Here is a 17,307-nt window from a genome sequence, read left to right on the forward strand (position 1 = left end):
GGGATGTTCGCGTTCACGCTCCTCACGGCGGTGCTGGCGCTGTGGCTCAACGCGAGATTCGGCGTGACCGAAAAGACGATCGGCTTCTTCTTCATGTATTACGGCGGGCTTTCGTTCGTGATGCGGTCGGCCTTCCTCGGCCCGGTGGTCGACCGGATCGGCGAGATCGGCGCGCTCCGCGTCGGGACGATCCTGCTCACCGTGGGAATGCTGCTTTATCCCCTCGTCCCCACCGTATGGTTGATGGCGGTCGTCATTCCATTTGTTCCGATTGGTACCGCGCTGATGTTTCCCTCGGTCACTTCGCTCCTCTCACACGCGGTGAACCAGGCCGAACTCGGGACGATGATGGGGGTGGCGCAGACCTTTGCCGGGTCGGCGCGGGTGCTGGCACCGATTCTCGGCACAATTGCATTCCAGCGCCTGGGCGTGAATTCGCCGTTCGTCCTCGGCGGGTGCATCGTGGCAATGGTCAGTTGGGTGACATTCCGCCATATTCGGGCCCCGTCTCCGGCCGAATCCATCGTCTGAGGCGTTCGGCGTTATCATCAAGGGATGGCCATGATTCCTCTGCCTGAGAGCAGCGCCGGCTTTGCCGACGCTACCTGGGATACGCTTGCGCCTTTTTACCGGGAGCTGGAGCTCGCCCCGGTCGACGCGTCGTCGCTCGAGGAATGGCTGGCGCGGTGGTCACGGCTCGACGAGCTGGTGACCGAGGCGGCGTCGCTCGCGATGATCGCCTACACCTGCGACACCGCCGACGAATCCAAGAAGACAGCCCATCTCCGGTTCACGACGTCAATCCTTCCGCGCCTCGAAGAGGCTGAGGTTCTGCTCGCCAAGCGCTTGATCGCCATCGGGACCGACCGCCCCGATTTTCAGACTGCATTGCGCCGCTTCCGCACCGCGATCGAGATCTTCCGCGAGGCGAACGTCGCGCTGGTCTCGGAGGCCGAAGCGCTGGCGGCGCAGTACCAGCAGACGACCGGCACGATGACCGTCGATTGGGGTGGAGAGCGCGTCCCGCTGCCGCGGCTGGCTCCGTTTCTCAAGAGCCACGATCGGGCGGTGCGCGAATCGGCGTGGCGCGCGTCGAATTCTCCGTACGTGGCTGCACACGACGACCTCGCGGCATTGTTCGATCGGATGGTATCGATCCGGCAACAGATGGCGCACAACGCAGGGTTCCGCGATTTCCGCGACTACTCCTTCACGGCGAAGTGCCGCTTCGACTACACCCCACCCGACTGCGAACGGCTGCACGACGCAATCGAGCGTCACGTTGTCCCGGCGACGTTGCGGACCCTCGAACATCGGCGCGCCAGGCTGGGGCTTCCGGCGCTTCGCCCCTGGGACCTTGCCATCGATCCGTGGCGCGAAACGTCGCCGGTACCCTATCGTGACGTGAAGGAATTGCAGGAGACCGCCGCACGGATCTTTACGTCAGTCGATCCGGCGCTCGGCGATCAGTTCCGCACGATGATGACGGAACATCTGCTCGATCTCGAATCGAGATCCGGCAAGGCGCCGGGCGGGTACTGCGACACGCTGCACGCGCGCGGCCGTCCGTTCGTGTTCATGAACGCCGCGGGTGTGGCCGAAGACGTCACCACACTGCTCCACGAAGCCGGTCACTGTTTCCATGCGTTCGCGTCCCACGCCAAACCGTTCATCTGGCAGCGGCATCCCGGTGCCGAGTCGGCGGAGCTGGCGTCGATGTCGATGGAACTCCTGGCGGCACCGCACCTGGCGCGTCCGGTCGGGTACTACACCGACGCCGACGCGATGTCGACCCGGCTCGAGCATCTCGAGGACGCGCTCCTCTCGCTGGCGCACATCGCCTCGGTCGATGCCTTCCAGTCATGGATCTACACCAGCGCCCAGGGGAACGATGCCGCCGTGCGCGACCGGACGTGGCTGGCGCTGCGCGAACGCTTTGAACCGGGAATCGACTGGAGCGGGTTGACCGACGAACGGGTGGCGCGGTGGTATCGCCAGCTGCACATCTTCCTTTACCCCTTCTACTACATCGAGTACGGGATCGCGCAGATCGGCGCGTTGCAGGTCTGGCGCAACGCGCGGAAGGATCCCGCCGGCGCCGTTGCCGCGTACCGGCGCTTCCTGGCGCTCGGCGCGACGCGCCCTCTCCCGGAGCTCTACCGGGAGGCGGGGGTGCAGCTCTCGTTCGATGCCGGGCTGGTCGGGGAGTTGGTGGCCCTGGTCGAGGAGGAGATGACGCAGTTGCGGGGCGCGCTCCTCAAGGCGGCCTAGAGGCCGGTCGATGGTTGCGCCGCTTCAGGCGCCCCGGCAGATTAGCTTCCCGCCAACCCGCCTCGCCACTTGGGAGGAGGTTCTTCAAACCGGAGATTGGATGGCAAAAGAAGAAGGAATTGAAATGGAGGGCGTTGTCCAGGAAGTCCTCCCGGATCGCAACTACCGCGTTCTACTGGACAACGGACACACCATCCTGGCGTATGCGGCAGGGAAGATGTCGAAGTTCAAGATCCGCGTCCTCGAAGGCGACCGTGTCAGCGTTGTCCTCTCTCCGTACGATCTCACGCGCGGCCGGGTGGTCTACCGCCACAAGTAAGCCGGAATTCGTCCCCGCCGGCTAGGTGCCGAGAATCCTGGCGGCGAGCCGGGCGAGGTCGCTCCCCTTCTTCCGCAGTCCTTTCTGCACGGCGTCGTCAATCGCGGCGAGGAAGTCGCTGGCTGTCGGCCAGCGCGCGTTGACGTCGTTGAGCATCCCGCGCGCGAGGACTGCCGCAAGCGCGTCGCCGACGTCGGGGCGCTCCTCCACGAGATCGGGAACCACGTCGGTCGTCTGCTTGGCGAGAATCTGCTCGACCGTGCCGCCCGCGAACGGCGGCCGGCCCAGGAGCGCGAACGCCGCCACCGCCGCCAGCGAATAGAGATCGGTGCGTTGATCGACCCGTTCGCCGAGGAGCTGCTCCGGTGACGCGAACTGGGGCGTCCCGCTCTGTGAAGTCGCGCCGCCGAACCTTCCGGCGCCTCGAAGCGCCAGCGCCAGCCCGAAATCGGTGATGCGAAGCGACCCGTCTGCTTCCAGGAGCATGTTTTCCGGCTTGATGTCGCGGTGCACCAGCCCGAGGGTGTGGGCGTGCCCCAGCGCCGAAAGCGCCTGGCGCAAAAGGCGAAGGACGCGATCGAGCGGAATCGGTCCTTCGGCGGCCACGAGCTGCCCGAGATTGGGACCGTCGACTATCTCCATCGTATACCAGAGGAGACCCGAGCGGCCCGAGATGTCGTAGATGTTGACGATGTTCGGGTGATTGAGCCGGGCGGCAAGCTGCGCTTCGCGGCGGAATCGTTCGACCGTCGCGGCATCCTGCGTGAGATGCGGATGCAGCACCTTCAGCGCGACCTCCCGCTCCAGATGCAGGTCGCGAACGCGGTAGACCCGACCGAAGCCGCCTTCGCCCAGCGGTGCGAGCAGCTCGTAATCATCGCCCAGCGCCCGGCGCAGGCGCGCTTCCCAGTGCGGTCCCTCCCAGCGCGACGCATCGCCGAGATCCCCGGGAAGTGGCGTGAGGCTCACCACCGGTGTCTCGAACGTTCCCGCCTCGCTGGCGAAATCCTCGAGCATCTCGATGGCGGTGAGGTAGCGGCGTCGCGGCTCGGGGAGGAGCGCCCGCTGGATCACGCGTTCGAGCGCGGCCGGCACGATCGGTCGAATGGTGCGCGGTGGAATCAGGTCGCGTGAATCGACCGGCGGTGTCGTTGCCGTCACCGTGTAATAGAGAATCGCGCCGGCGGTGTAGATGTCGCTGGTCGGGTCGCCGGGGGATCCGCGACGCACTTCCGGTGCGATGAACGGCGTCCCGCTCGGCATCTCGTTCGCGGGAATCTCCGGCAACGTCAGATTGCAGTACCGCAGGTCCGTGACACAACCGCGACCCGACATCGTGAGGAGCAACCCCGCGGGAACGACGCGACGCACCACGACACCGCGCGAATGTGCGTGCTCGAGCGCGCCGAGGAGGTCGCGCGCGAGGACATGCACCGTCGGGATCGGCCGCGGCCCGCGCTGGATCGCCTCGGCGAGGCTCTCACCCTCGATCCAGTTTCCGACGCGGTACGCCACGTCGCCGTTGACCGCCGCTTCGTAGACATGCCGGATGGCAGGATGATCGAGGCGGCCGAGGGCCTCGGCTTCCTTGAGGAACCAGCCGCGCTGCGCCCCGGTGCCGCCCACGGTCACACGGATCGACACGTTCCGGCGGAGCATCGTATCCCAGCCGAGAAAGAGAAAACGGTCGGACGACGCGGCCACCGCCTGGTCGAGACGGAAGCGGGGGGAGAGCGTCGATTCGATGTGGTGGAGCGTCGTCTCGGGGACAGTCACGGCCATCCCCAAAGATAGTTATTCGTCGGACTGGAGCGCGGACCAGAGCCGCAGCTTGAGCGCATGGAGTTCGCTCTTCATTCCCCGCGCATGCCAGTCGCTGCGGCGGTCGAACGCTTCGAGGATGTCGTCGTAGCAGCAGAGTTCGTTCAGCGTCGACGGCAGGCCGCTTGGCGCGAGATACTCCGGTCCGAGACGTTCGGCGATTGCCAGCGCCGTGCCGCACTGATGGATCTCGTCGCCGCAGCAGATGTCGAGCGCCCGGCTCGAGACGCCGAGGAGATGATTGATCAACGCGTGCTTGCGCTGCAGCCACGACACGCGCGTTCCGCGATCATCCTCCGACACCTCGACCGCTTCGCGCGCCAGGTTGAGCACCGCCACGCCGAATTTGTCCTCGATCTTGACGAAGACCTCCTGGTGCAGCCGCGGCGGAGTCACTTCGATCACATTGTGCAGGATCGCGGCGACGAGGGTGACTTCGTCAGCACCGTGGCGCGCGAGGATCACGGCGACATTCGCGGGATGCGCGAAATACGTCATCGCCCCATCCACCGGGGCGTACGGCGCCCGGTACTTCGCCGCAAAGGCGAACGCGTGGTTGATGTCGTCGCTATATCCGTTCATGGCAGCCCGAGGAACTTATGCGTCTGGAGCGAGAGCGCCCAGCGCGGGTGGGCCAGACAGTATGCGGTGGCGGCTCGGGTATTGGCGTCGCGGTCGGGCCCGTCCATCGGCTGCAGCAGGAAATGGCGGAAATCCAGCTCCTCGAACGCCTCCGGACGGGCGGCGTCCTGCGGAAAGACCAGCTTGAGCTCATCGCCGGTCGTCTGGGCGAGGGTCGTCCCGGCCTTGGGCGAGATGCAGATCCAGTCGATCCCGGCGAGGACCGGCAGGGTGCCGTTCGACTCGATGGCGATCTCGAACTGTCGGGCGTGGAGTGCATCCACCAATGCGTCGTCGAGCTGGAGCGTCGGTTCGCCGCCGGTGCAAACGACGTAGCGACCTGCCGCGCGGTCGTCACTCGGCCAGGTTGCGGCGATGGCGTCGGCGAGCGCGGCAGCCGTGGCGAACTTGCCGCCGCCGGGTCCATCGGTCCCCACAAAGTCGGTGTCGCAGAACTGGCAGACTGCGGCGCGACGATCGCTCTCGCGTCCGCTCCAGAGATTGCAGCCGGCGAACCGGCAGAAGACGGCGGCGCGCCCCGCCTGGCGACCCTCACCCTGCAGCGTGTAGTAAATCTCCTTCACGGCGTATGCCATTCAGCGCCCCATGCCCTGATACGGAGCCGGGTCGGCGAGGCCCAGGCGCGCAAAGGCGTCGAGCCGAAGGATGCAGGCGTCGCAGTGACCGCACGCGTGCCCCGACGGATCGGGATCGTAGCAACTGCGGGTCATCCCGAAATCGACGCCGAGTTTGCGGCCGAGTTCGACGATCTCCGGTTTGGTGAGACGGAGCAGCGGCGCGCGAATCGTCATGTCGGTGAGGCGCGATCCGAGCCGGGCCGTGGCCTGGAACGCGGCGATGAACGGCGGGCGGCAATCGGGATACCCGGAGTAGTCGAGTGCATTGACCCCGATGTAGATGTCGTGAGCCCCGATCACTTCCGCGTGCGCCAGTGCGAATGAGAGAAAGATGGTATTCCGCGCCGGGACGTAGGTGATCGGCACTCCCATCCCGATCTCATCGGACGTGCGGTCCTTCGGGACGTCGAGGTCGGCGGTGAGCGCGGAGCCGCCAAATGCTCGCAGGTCGATATCGACGATGCGGTGCTCGGTGGCGCCCGTCGCGGCGGCAAGTGCCGCGGCGGCGGTGAGCTCCACGGCGTGCCGTTGCCCGTAGCGGAAGGAGAGGGCGTGTATCTCGAAATTCGCGGCGCGCGCGACCGCGAGGCAGGTCGCCGAGTCCATGCCGCCGGAGAGGAGGACGATCGCCTTCGCGCGCTGGCCGGTCATCCGCCAAACTTAGTCCGCCTTGGGCGACGTCAATCCGGCTCGGGCGAGATGGCGTGCCTCCTTGGCACCGGCGATCCGGAGGACCCGGAAGGTTCGGCCGAGGATCCGGTTGTAGTCCTCGAAGAACCGCCCGATATCCTCGATCTGCTCCCGGCCGAGGTCGGTGATCGTCTCGACTTCGCAGAACCGCCGCGACTGTGCTGCGACGGCAATCAGCCGGTCATTGCGCTCGTGCTTGCCGCGCTCCTTCTGCTTCCCTTCGACCACGCCCGCCAACCGCGACCAGACCGCACACCCCGGAAAGGGTGGCGAGTCGGCGAGGAGCATCACGTCGAGCGGGTCGCCATCCTCGCCCCGGGTCGACGGGATGAATCCGAACGAGTAAGGGAAGGCGAATCCCTCGGGAAGGAAGTGGGCAACCTCGAAGGTGCCGATCTCAGGTTCATATCGATACTTGGCGAACGACCCGGCCGGCGTCTCGATGATCACCCGCCAGAGCTTTTTCTTGCGATCGTATCCCGGCAGGCGCTCGGGGTTCATGGCGCAGCTCATTGATGAGGAGATCCCGCGCGGCCGGCATCATCACCGTGACCCGGCCCCACTGAATTGTGACGCGGGATTTGTCGTTGCTGGCACGCCTCCGACTGACCGACCCCGTCGCACCGAGCGGCGAACGGCATGCAGCACTGATCGTCTCAGATTTCCGCGAACGCCTGCGGCAGCGAGCGAACACGGTACGGATAGTCGTGCGCCTGGAGCACCGCTGGGCTGGCGCGCTGGCTGGCAAGGAGCGCGGCATCGGCGACTTCGCCGAGGACGAGTCGCAGCGCGAACGCGGGCGCCGGGACGATCGCCGGCCGGTGCACTGCGGCGCCGAGCGCGTGTGCGAAGGTCGCGTTGCGAACTGGTTCGGGCGACACGACGTTCACGGCGCCGGCGATAGCTGTGTACTGCATGATGAACGCAACGGCGTGAACGACGTCTTCGAGGGCAATCCACGACATCCATTGGCGCCCCGATCCGAGCCGGCCACCAATCCCAAGGCGAAAGACGGGGAGCATTTTCGCGAGCGCACCGCCGCGCGAATCGAGAATGATCCCGAACCGGGTGTGCACCACACGAATCCCGGCGGCACGCGCCGGATCGGCCGCACCTTCCCAGTCCGCGGCGAGATGCGCCAGGAAGTCGTCTCCGGGCGGGGACGATTCGTCGAGCAAGTCGTCGCCGCGGTCGCCGTAAATCCCGACTGCAGACGCGGTGATCAACAGCTGCGGCGGTTGGGCAAGCTGCGCCAGCACGCTGCTGAGCCACGCCGTGACCGGGACACGTGATGCACGGAGTGCCGCCTTGCGGCGCGTCGTCCAGCGGCCGCTCGCGAGGTTTTCTCCCGCGAGATGGATCACCGCATCACACCGCTCCAGCGGTGCCGTGTCGATTGTCTGGCGGTCCGGATCCCAGACGATGGTGCCCGGGCCGGGTCGGCGAGAAATCCTGATCACATCGTGGCCAGCCACTGCCAGGTGACCAGTCAGCGCTGTCCCGAGAAATCCGGTGGCCCCGGTGATTGCGACCCGCATCAGGGGGCCGGCAGGACGGCGGCGCGTTGGGCCATGCGCAGCTCCGCTTCCGCCGCGGTAAAGACGAAGACGCCGACCAGCAGCAGGATCACGTTGCCACGCACGCCGAGGAAGACGAAGACCAGAGCGAGACATTGTCCGACGCGAGCCGCGATGCGCGTGGCACGGAGCGCGCCGAGCCTCGTGGCGACCAGCGCCCGAAGGACGCGGCCACCATCCATCGGGAAGGCGGGAAGGAGATTGAAGACCAGCAATGCAGCGTTGGTCGCGATGACGGTGGGCCAGAGCGCGCCGTGCGCCAGGTCGAGGAAGAAGATCCCTCCGTTTCCGGTCGCCCAGAACGCGACGACGCCGACCACGACGATGGCGAGCGTCACCGCCGGCCCCGCCAGCGCCACCACCAGTTCCTGCAGTGGCTTGCTCGGGAGTGCCTCCAGCCGCGCGATCCCGCCGATCGGTGAGAGGAGGATCTCGGGAGTGTGGATGCCGTAGCGGCGTGCCGCCACGATGTGCCCGAACTCGTGGAGCAGCACCGAGAGGAAAAGCAGCAGGATGAACGCCGTCTCCTGCACGGCGCCGGACGGCCCGTCACTCCGCCATCCGGTCCAGGCGTACCACGCCACCAGCAGCACGAAGGTGAAGTGGATCAGCACCCAGGTTTCGCCGACCCGAAAGATCCTGAATGACCAGCGCATTGCGGCTCCTCTGACCAGCCCCGGTCGGCGGGGGGCATCCGTCGGACGCAGTAATCTGCCACCGCCGGCGATCGGCCGCGCTGCAGGCTCGACGGGCCGTGGCCGCAATATCGGCAACGCGCCGCCGCGATTACTCTTACTGGCACTTACGCCGGAGAGGTCGATGGCAGCAACGGCAGCACCCGTTACACACTCAGCTTCGTCCCAGAACTCGCCGTCATCAGCCGCCCCGGCCGCCGGGGAGGCGCCCCGCTGGACCACTCGTGACGCCGAGAAGCTCTACAACATGAAGGGGTGGGGCCTTGGCTACTTCCGGATCAACGACGAGGGGCACGTCACGGTGCATCCCGATGGGTCGTCGAACCGGGAGATCGATCTCTACCACATCGCCATGGACCTCAACGCGCAGGGCGTCGGGCTGCCGCTCCTGCTGCGCTTCTCCGACATTCTGAAGTCACGGATTTCCGAACTCGCCACACGCTTCCGCACTGCGATCGAGGAGTTCGGATACGAGGGGACCTACACGACGGTGTATCCGGTGAAGGTCAACCAGCAACGCCACGTGGTGCAGGAGATCGTCGAGTTTGGTGCCGCGCACAACGTCGGACTGGAATGCGGCTCCAAGCCGGAGCTCATGGCGGTCCTCGGCCTCAAGGAGAGCACCGAGTCGCTGATCGTCTGCAACGGCTACAAGGACGAGGAGTTCATGCGCCTCGCCCTGATCGGCCAGCAGCTCGGTCACACCGTGATGATCGTGCTGGAGCAGCTCAGCGAGCTCGAGGTCCTCCTCAAGGTCGCCGCCGAGATGAATGTCGAGCCGACCGTCGGCGTGCGAATCAAGCTCGCCACCGAGGGGTCGGGGCGCTGGGCGAAGAGCGGCGGTGAAAAATCGAAGTTCGGATTGTCGGCGGTCGAACTCGTGCGGTTGCTCGACACCCTCCAACGAAGCGGCAAGCAGCACCTCCTCAAGCTGGTGCACTTCCATCTCGGCAGTCAGGTCACCGACATCCGGTACGTGAAGGCGGGACTGGAGGAAGTCGGCCGGTACTATGTCGAACTGCGCAAGATGGGATTCGACATCACATATGTCGACGTCGGCGGCGGTCTTGGCGTCGACTACGACGGTTCGCGGACGACGCGTCCCGCGTCGATGAACTACACGATGCGCGAGTACGCCAACGACGTGGTGTACACCATCGGTGGAATCTGCCGGAACGAAGAAGTGCCGATGCCGGCGCTGATCTCGGAGTCGGGCCGCGCGGTCACTGCACACCATTCGCTGCTGCTGATCAACGTGATCGACTGTGAGTCGCAGTTCGAGCCGCAGCCGGTGGCGCTCGGTGACGATGCGCAGCCGCTGCTGGTCGAGATGAAGGAGAATCTCGATACGCTCACCGTGGATCGCATCGACGAGGCGTTCCACGACGCCGTCTTCGCCAAGGGACGCGCCCAGGAGTATTTCGCGAGCGGCGTCTACTCCCTTCGCGATCGCGCCAATGCCGAGCAGCTGTACCTCACCACGCTCAACGCGCTTGCCGCGGTGATCGGCGACGATCGTGCGCTCTATCCCGAGATCGTGAACCATCTCGATACCGCGCTGGTCGACCGGTACTTCTGCAATTTCTCGCTCTTCCAGTCATTGCCCGACAACTGGGCGATCGATCAGCTCTTCCCGATCATGCCGATCCATCGTCTCATGGAGGCACCGACGCGCCGCGGGACGATCCAGGACGTCACCTGCGATTCGGACGGGGTGATCGATCGCTTTGCCGGCGGGCGCAAGGGGAAGCCGTCGCTCGAACTCCATCCGTGGCGCGAGAACGAGCCATACATCCTCGGCATCTTCCTCACCGGCGCGTACCAGGAGATTCTCGGCGACCTGCACAACCTCTTCGGCGACACCAACGCCGTGCACGTGCGCCTCAAGGATGGCGGCTACGAGATCACCGACCTGGTCCACGGCGACACGGTGACCGAAGTGTTGACGTACGTGCAGTTCCACGGGTCGGACCTGTTGGCGACGTTCCGCCGCAAGGTGGGGCGCGCGGCGGGGCTGTCACGTCACGATGCGAATGCGTTCATCGCGGACTACGTCGCGGGCCTCGAGGGGTACACGTATCTCGAAGGGGATCTGCCGGAGTAACTATTCCGCCCTGAGCGCCCGCATCGGATCGACGCGCGCCGCCCGGCGCGCCGGAATGAAGCTCGCCAGCGCCGCCACGACGAGGAGCACCGCCGCGACGACGCCGAAGATCACCGGATCGTGGGACGATTCCTGGAAGAGGAGCGGCTCGATCCAGTGACTCCCGCCAAGGGAGACTGCGACACCAAGAATGACACCGGCCGCCGCGAGCTTGAGCCCACCGGTCACCACGTGTCCCACGATATCGCGTCTCCCCGCTCCCAGCGCCACGCGAACGCCGATCTCATGCATTCGCTGGCCCACGTTGAACGCGATCACGCTGTAGAGTCCGATCGCAGCGAGCAGCAGCGCCAGGGCGCCGAAGATGACGAACATCGAGGCACCGAGTTCCCACGCCTGTGTCTGGTCTCCGATGATGTCGCGGATTGGCGTCACGGTGACGTACGACGCCCCCGGCATCACCGCCTGGAGCGCCTTGCGAACCGGCTCCAGCATCGCATCGGGGTCGCCCTGCACCCGGACGAAGAGTCCTCCGTGATCAGGCTGGACCTGCTCCGCAGGCCGGAGGATGTAGTACCCGGCGTGGTCGCTGAGCGAGTTGTCCTTGATGTCCTCGGAGACGCCGACCACCGTCGTGCACACCGGCGGGTTGCCGCCGCCCAGAACGCACTGGCCGATCGCGGAGGCGTGCGGCCAGAGCGCCTTGGCCATCGACTCGTTCACCACCATCACCGGCGGTGCGCCGGCAGCGTCCTGGATGCCGATGCCGCGACCGGCGATGATGCGTGTCCCCATCGTGGCGAAATAGTCGGGCGACACGGCATTCATGTCGAAACTTCCCGGCACCGAATCGATCCCGTCGACCCCGCGCACGCGAATTCCGGTCGCAGTGCTGGTATTCCAGAAGGGCATCGTGAGCTGCCGCGACACGTGCTCCACGCCGGGAATCGTCCCCGCCTTCGCATCGAGCGAACGGATCAGTGCGACACTGCTGGCACTGTCGAGGGCAACGCCGCGCATGTTGCGCTCGACGAGGAGGACATGCTCCGGCTGGTACCCTAGCGGGACGGCACGCACATGGCGCAGCGAACGGACGAAGAGCCCGGCGCCCACCAGCAGCACCACCGACAGCATCCCTTGCACGACCAGCAGGGCGGAGCGCAGCCCGGAGCGTTGGTAGGTCCCTTCGCGCGCCCCTTCCTTGAGGTCGCGATTGAGATTCATGCGGCGCGTCTGGGCGAGCGGCGCGAGGCCGGTGAGGAGGCCCGCCAGCAATGCGGCGGCGCCCGCGAAGATCAGCGCCCGCGGATCATTGACAACGCTCGCGGTCGACGTCTTCGACAGGAACTCCGTGCGCAGGACTGCGCCGCCCCATTGTGCGAGCAGCACGCCGCTCACCCCGCCGAGGACCGCCAGGATGAGGCTTTCGGTGAGGAGCTGGCCGGCGAGGCGCCCGCGGGTCACACCGAGCGCCAGGCGAACGGCGATCTCGCGGCGGCGCTGCAGTGCGCGCGCCAGCAGCAGGTTGGCGACGTTGGCGCAGGCGATCAGCCAGACGATCAGCGCCACGCCGCCGATCCAGGTCGCGACCTTGGCGAGCGAGGATTCAGTCGGCCCGCGTTCGCTCAGGATCGACGCGGCAATGGCGTGCGGCTTCGCTATATCGACCGGCGGCTGTCTTGGCCTCGCGGCGAGGTCGATGCGGTAACTCTGCACGAACGCCTGGGTGAGGTCGGCGCTTGCCTGGGCAACGGTCACGCCCGGCTTTCGTTCAACGATCATGTCAGCCCAGTACAGCGCATACGTCTTCGACCAGTCGCCGTGCTGTCCCAGTCCCGCCCACTGTTCGGCGGCAAAGACACTCGCCGGGACGAACGCCGCCGGCGGTGTCTCGGGCCAGAGGCCGGCGAAGTGCTTCGGCGCGACGCCGATGATGGTGTACAGCGTTGAGCCGATCTGCACCTGCTGTCCCACCACGTCGCGGCGCCCGCCATACTGTGTCTGCCACATCCCGTAGCTCAACACCGCAACCGGGCTCCCTCGTGGCGGGGCGTCCTCGGCGGCGGTGAAATACCGTCCCAGCACCGGCGTCGCGTCGAAGAATCCGAAGAACCCCGACGTGACGACTCCCACCTGCATCTCGCGCGCATCGGCTCCCACGCCGACGGCCAGCGAGTTCTCCACGAAGAGCGCAGTCCGTTCGAACGAATGGGTGTTTTGCGTCAGGTCGACGAACCGGGCATACGGCGCGGAGGTGCCCTGGTTGATTCGGCCACGGAAGGTGCTCGTCAGCACCACTCGATGCGATCGCGACGCGTCGTGCATGAACGGGGGCGCGCGGAAGAGCAGTCGGTCAACGATCGAGAACATCGCGGCATTGGCGCCGATGCCGAGCGCGAGTGTCACGATGACCCCGATGGCAAAGCCGGGGCGATTGCGCAGGCCTCGGACGGCGTAGCGGATATCCTGGCCACGCTGTTCGATCCAGCGAACGCCGCGTGCGTCGCGATGTTCTTCGCGGTAGCGCTCGACGCCGCCGAATGACGCCAGTGCGCGGCGCCGTGCCTCGTCGGGCGGCAGGCCTTCGGTGCGGACCAGCTCGTCGGCCTCGAGATCAACGTGCAGCCTGATCTCATCGTTCAACTCGTGATCGACGGCCTCGGCGCGAAAGAGCGCTCGCAGGCGCCGGGCGATCCGGGCGCGGAAGTTCGGCATGGTCGCTTCCTCAGCTGGCGTGGAGGACCTGATCGACCGCGGCGGAGAAGAGGCGCCACGCCGATCGCTCGGCGGTGAGCCGTTTCTTCCCCAGCGCGGTGATGGTGTAGATCTTCGCCCGGCGTCCTTCCGCGCTGATCCCCCACTCGGCGCTGATCCACCCCTCGTCTTCAAGGCGGTAGAGGGCGGGGTAGAGGCTCCCCTGGCCGACGTTGAGGACGTCGCTGGAGAGGGCACGGAGGCGCTTGGAGATCGCCCACCCATGGAGCGGTCCGAGGAGGAGGGCCTTGAGCACCAGCAGATCGAGGGTGCCCTGGAGGAGGTCGGCGCGATTCGGCATATGATGGTCCCTGATATTATGACACTCGACAACAAAGAATCGTTGCGTGTTGTCGGATGTCAAGGTATCGACGTTCCATCGCTGCGCCGTTCCGGCCTTGGAACCAGCGCGGCGGCGAGCGTAGCTTCCGCCGGCGGGCAGAACCCTGGCGGAGAGGAGCGGCGATGACGCGTCCAGGCGGTTTCCTCACCAGCTCCGTCGCCGCGCTCGTAAGCATCGGCTGTGCCCGATCGGCCGCGCGCAGCGCCACCTACACGGTGGACACGACGGCTGACACCGTGCACGTGGTGAACACGGCCCCCTCGACGTGGACCGGCACCACGGGGTGGCACCTCGTGCTCGAACGGACGATCCATCCCGGCGCCGGCGCTCCCGAAGAACTGATTCATCCGACCGCGCTCGTTGCATCGAGTACCGGCGAGCTCTTCATCCTCGATCGCCAGCCGGCGGTGATCAAGCGCTTCTCCGCCGATGGACACTTTCTCGGCACGATCGGCCGTCAAGGAAGCGGCCCCGGAGAATTCGGTGAATACGGCGTGCTCTACATCGTGCACGACACGCTGCTCGTGCAGGACGCCAGCCAGACACGCGCGACGGTCTTCGCGCCCGACGGTCATTTCGTGAGCAGCTGGTTGAGCGTCCCGATCGCCGCAACCGAGATGGTGGCAGACGATTCAGGGAGGGTCCCGATGGAGGCGCCGACCGGGACGCATGCGATCAACAGCGGACACCTTGTCGTGCGATACCACGCCGACGGCCGGATCGCTGACTCCGTCTGGTATCCCGCCGCGCCCGAACCCGCGGTCTGGCACCTCAAGACGGCGCACGCCGACATGGGGATGGTCGTGCCATTCACGCCTGACCATGTCGATGCATTCGATCGGGCCGGGCGATTGATCAGTGGCGAGCAGAACCGCTATCGTCTGACCTATTCGTCCGGCGGACACCATGTCGACCGCCTTGTCGACGCCCCCGCGGCTCCGGTGCGAATTCCCGATTCATTGCGAACAGCCGAGTTCACCGCCGCGACGACGCGAAGCGCGTGGCTCGCCGGCGTGGCGCATCTGGACGACATTCCGCGCGACTATCCGGTCTGGACCGCGATCGTCGCGGATGGGGCGAACAATCTCTGGGTCCTTCGGCCCGGGCCGGCCGGCGATGGCGATCACTGGGATGTCTTCGGCGCTGATGGTCATCTCCTGGGCGCGGCGGAAGCACCGTTCCATCACGCCGATCACACCTTCTGGACGCGCGACCACGTCTATGTCCTGCAGGACGCCGACGATGGGACGCCGGCGGTGATGGTCTACCGAATCGATCGAGGTGGCGCATGAGGAGCAAATCGCTGCTGGCCGTGCTCGTCGGTACAACGGCCGTCACGCGGGTCAGCGCGCAGGCGCACCTCGCCAGGCCGGTCATCGACACCCTCGACCATCACATCGTGCGCGTGATGAACAGCGGTCCCACGGCGTGGACCGACACCAACGGCTGGAAGCTCGTGTACGAACGGACCGTGCAGCCGGCGGACGGCGCTCCGGGAGAGCTTGGCAAGATCAGCGGCATCGCACTCCAGTCGAACGGGCGGCTTGTTGAAGCCGAGACCGAGCATCCCGCAGTGCAACTCTTCGGCGCAGACGGCCGCTTCGTTCGCGCCATTGGGCGTGAAGGCGCAGGCCCCGGCGAGTACCGCAATCCGTATGTGATGCTCTATCACGACTCGATCGTGGTGCAGGATCAGCAACTGCATCGCGCGACCGTGTACGATCCCGACGGCAAGCTGGTCCGGAGCTTTTCGTCGGCGTGCTGCGCCTTCGGCGTGAACCACTGGGTTGATGACCATGGTCACCTCATCGCCAACGGGCTGCGCGGCTGGGAAATCTTCGACCTAACCGGGAAGCGGCTCGATTCACTGGTCCCGCCCGAAGCCGAGACGTTCCGTCGCTGGGTGGTGCGCAATGCCTCGGGCCAGACCGCGATGAGCAGCACCGTCCCATTCAGCGGGCGGAACGAGGCGATGCCGCTCCACAACGGAAGTGTCGTGTACGGTGCCACCGATCGCTATCTGCTGCTGATCACCACCACCGGTCGCGACACGGTGCGGATCTTCGGACGGAGCGGTCTCCAGCCGGAACGCGTCAGTACCGCGAAGCGCGATTCCGTGTACGGTGAAATGATCAAACGGGTCCCCGCAATGGCCGGCGTTGCAAAGGAGTCCGACATTCCGAGCACCGGACCGCTCTGGGACGATCTGGTGCAGGACGACGCCGGCAACATCTGGGTGACGCGCGCTGTGGGCGCGAAGCGGCTGATCGAGGCCGACGTCTTCACCGTAGATGGCAGATACCTCGGTGCGGTGGCGACGCCGTTTCCGGTGCATGTCGGCATCGGTGCCTGGTCGCGGGATCATCTCGCGGTGTTCGACGCCGACGAGAACGACCTGCCACGGGTGCGGATCTACCGGATCGACCGGCGGGTGCGGGGCGGAGGGCATTGATCCCCAGTTCGCGCAAATCTGACACGCCTTGCGCCAATTGGTAGTAATCGCGGATCTGGATACTTTCCATTGTTGACGGTTCCGCAATCGGAGCGTCAATGCCGGTGACCGCGAAGCTGTCCAGACTCTTCTATGAGCGTTTCGGTGATGAGATTGTCGCCGAGATGGTCGACTGGTTCAACCAGGTGGACGCAACCTACCGTAGCGATCTGCGGGAGCTCAATGAGCTGAACTTCGCGCGTTTCGACGCGAAGCTCGAGCAACGCTTCGCGCAATCGGACGCAGAAGTTGAGCGTCGCTTCGCTCAGTTCGAGATGAGACTCGAGCAACGGTTTGCACAGTCCGAGGTGAAGCTCGAACAGCGCTTCGCGCAGTCCGACGTGAAGCTCGAGCAGCGGTTCGCGCAGTCCGAGGTGAAGATTGAGCAGCGATTCGCGCAATCCGACGCCAAGGCAGAGCGGCGGCTGGCGGAGATCCAGGTCGGCCTGATCCGGCGCATCGCCGAGCTCGACGCAAAGATCGAGCAACGCCTCGGCGAGCAATCACGGGGGCTCCTGGCAATCCTCCTGACGATGGTCGCGACGGCGATCGCCTTCTGGTTCAAGCGTTGAGTCGCCCTCACTCCTATTGACATTCTATAGGACCATCGGCACACTTCCTATCGACGTTCGATAGGGAGCACCTCGTGGCCGGCCCGTCCAGCACTCCCCTCCTGCAGGGGACCCTCGACCTCCTCATCCTCAAGGCGCTATTGCTGCAGCCGCTTCACGGCCTCGGCGTCTCGCGCCGGATCGAGCAGCTCACCCGGGAGGAGTTCCAGGTCAAGCCGGGATCGCTCTTTCCGGCACTCCACCGGCTGGAGCAGGCGGGGTGGATCGAAGGCTCGTGGGGCGAATCGGAGAACAATCGCCGGGCGCGATTCTACCGACTCACTCGCACCGGGCGCCGGCAACTGGAACGTGAGACCGCCGAATGGCATCGCGTCGCCGCCGCGATGGCCGCGGCACTGCAGGCGGGGTAGC

Annotated in this window: 17 protein-coding genes; 8 read left to right on the forward strand and 9 right to left on the reverse strand. The window is 66.0% G+C overall.

Annotation, left to right across the window (positions count from 1 at the left end):
• The 3 genes from VGM20_09145 to infA all read left to right on the forward strand — a co-directional run.
• Positions 1-531 (forward strand): MFS transporter (locus tag VGM20_09145; GenBank protein ID HEY4101028.1); only part of this gene is annotated, 531 nt, incomplete at its 5' end.
• 24 nt (positions 532-555) lie between these two features.
• Entirely contained in the window at positions 556-2,271 is a 1,716-nt protein-coding gene (locus VGM20_09150) for a M3 family oligoendopeptidase (GenBank protein ID HEY4101029.1), read from the forward strand.
• A 100-nt stretch (positions 2,272-2,371) separates the two neighbouring features.
• Complete coding sequence (gene infA, locus VGM20_09155) at positions 2,372-2,590, forward strand: translation initiation factor IF-1 (GenBank protein HEY4101030.1); 219 nt, start codon at positions 2,372-2,374, stop codon at positions 2,588-2,590.
• A 21-nt stretch (positions 2,591-2,611) separates the two neighbouring features.
• On the opposite strand, the gene VGM20_09160 is transcribed toward infA, so the two are convergent.
• The 7 genes from VGM20_09160 to VGM20_09190 all read right to left on the reverse strand — a co-directional run bounded on the left by VGM20_09160 (position 2,612) and on the right by VGM20_09190 (position 8,593).
• Positions 2,612-4,372: a serine/threonine-protein kinase gene (locus tag VGM20_09160; GenBank protein HEY4101031.1), complete on the reverse strand. Its 1,761-nt coding sequence runs from the start codon at positions 4,370-4,372 to the stop codon at positions 2,612-2,614.
• Between the two features lie 12 nt (positions 4,373-4,384).
• Positions 4,385-4,993 (reverse strand): HD domain-containing protein, encoded by a 609-nt coding sequence (locus VGM20_09165; protein ID HEY4101032.1) that lies wholly within the window; start codon positions 4,991-4,993, stop codon positions 4,385-4,387.
• Positions 4,990-5,628, reverse strand: a complete 639-nt coding sequence (gene queE / locus VGM20_09170; GenBank protein HEY4101033.1) for a 7-carboxy-7-deazaguanine synthase — start codon at positions 5,626-5,628, stop codon at positions 4,990-4,992. The genes VGM20_09165 and queE overlap by 4 nt, the downstream gene beginning before the upstream one ends.
• On the reverse strand, positions 5,629-6,321 hold the full coding sequence (queC, locus tag VGM20_09175) for a 7-cyano-7-deazaguanine synthase QueC (protein HEY4101034.1): 693 nt from the start codon (positions 6,319-6,321) through the stop codon (positions 5,629-5,631).
• Positions 6,322-6,330: 9 nt separating this feature from the next.
• A complete protein-coding gene (locus VGM20_09180; GenBank protein ID HEY4101035.1) occupies positions 6,331-6,873 on the reverse strand; it encodes an inorganic diphosphatase in 543 nt (180 codons plus the stop codon).
• 143 nt (positions 6,874-7,016) lie between these two features.
• Positions 7,017-7,898 carry a TIGR01777 family oxidoreductase gene (locus VGM20_09185; GenBank protein HEY4101036.1) on the reverse strand — a complete coding sequence of 294 codons (882 nt, stop codon included), beginning with the start codon at positions 7,896-7,898 and terminating at the stop codon, positions 7,017-7,019.
• On the reverse strand, positions 7,898-8,593 hold the full coding sequence (locus VGM20_09190; GenBank protein HEY4101037.1) for a site-2 protease family protein: 696 nt from the start codon (positions 8,591-8,593) through the stop codon (positions 7,898-7,900). The genes VGM20_09185 and VGM20_09190 overlap by 1 nt, the downstream gene beginning before the upstream one ends.
• 163 nt (positions 8,594-8,756) lie before the next feature.
• Between VGM20_09190 and speA the strand changes: the two genes are divergently transcribed.
• Positions 8,757-10,736, forward strand: a complete 1,980-nt coding sequence (speA, locus tag VGM20_09195; protein ID HEY4101038.1) for a biosynthetic arginine decarboxylase — start codon at positions 8,757-8,759, stop codon at positions 10,734-10,736.
• On the opposite strand, the gene VGM20_09200 is transcribed toward speA, so the two are convergent.
• Positions 10,737-13,451, reverse strand: a complete 2,715-nt coding sequence (locus tag VGM20_09200) for an ABC transporter permease (GenBank protein HEY4101039.1) — start codon at positions 13,449-13,451, stop codon at positions 10,737-10,739.
• A gap of 10 nt (positions 13,452-13,461) precedes the next feature.
• Positions 13,462-13,791 carry a PadR family transcriptional regulator gene (locus VGM20_09205; protein HEY4101040.1) on the reverse strand — a complete coding sequence of 110 codons (330 nt, stop codon included), beginning with the start codon at positions 13,789-13,791 and terminating at the stop codon, positions 13,462-13,464.
• Positions 13,792-13,955: 164 nt separating this feature from the next.
• Here VGM20_09205 and VGM20_09210 point away from each other — a divergent pair, with 164 nt between their 5' ends.
• The 4 genes from VGM20_09210 to VGM20_09225 all read left to right on the forward strand — a co-directional run bounded on the left by VGM20_09210 (position 13,956) and on the right by VGM20_09225 (position 17,306).
• Positions 13,956-15,125 carry a hypothetical protein gene (locus tag VGM20_09210; protein ID HEY4101041.1) on the forward strand — a complete coding sequence of 390 codons (1,170 nt, stop codon included), beginning with the start codon at positions 13,956-13,958 and terminating at the stop codon, positions 15,123-15,125.
• Positions 15,122-16,285, forward strand: a complete 1,164-nt coding sequence (locus tag VGM20_09215) for a 6-bladed beta-propeller (protein HEY4101042.1) — start codon at positions 15,122-15,124, stop codon at positions 16,283-16,285. Before VGM20_09210 ends, VGM20_09215 begins: the two co-directional genes overlap by 4 nt.
• A 98-nt stretch (positions 16,286-16,383) precedes the next feature.
• Positions 16,384-16,896, forward strand: a complete 513-nt coding sequence (locus tag VGM20_09220) for a hypothetical protein (protein ID HEY4101043.1) — start codon at positions 16,384-16,386, stop codon at positions 16,894-16,896.
• 74 nt (positions 16,897-16,970) lie between these two features.
• Positions 16,971-17,306 carry a PadR family transcriptional regulator gene (locus tag VGM20_09225; GenBank protein ID HEY4101044.1) on the forward strand — a complete coding sequence of 112 codons (336 nt, stop codon included), beginning with the start codon at positions 16,971-16,973 and terminating at the stop codon, positions 17,304-17,306.
• The last annotated feature ends 1 nt before the right edge of the window (position 17,307 follow it).

The sequence above is a fragment of the Gemmatimonadales bacterium genome, from assembly GCA_036500345.1.
In the GTDB taxonomy this organism is placed as follows: Bacteria; Gemmatimonadota; Gemmatimonadetes; order Gemmatimonadales; family GWC2-71-9; genus Palsa-1233.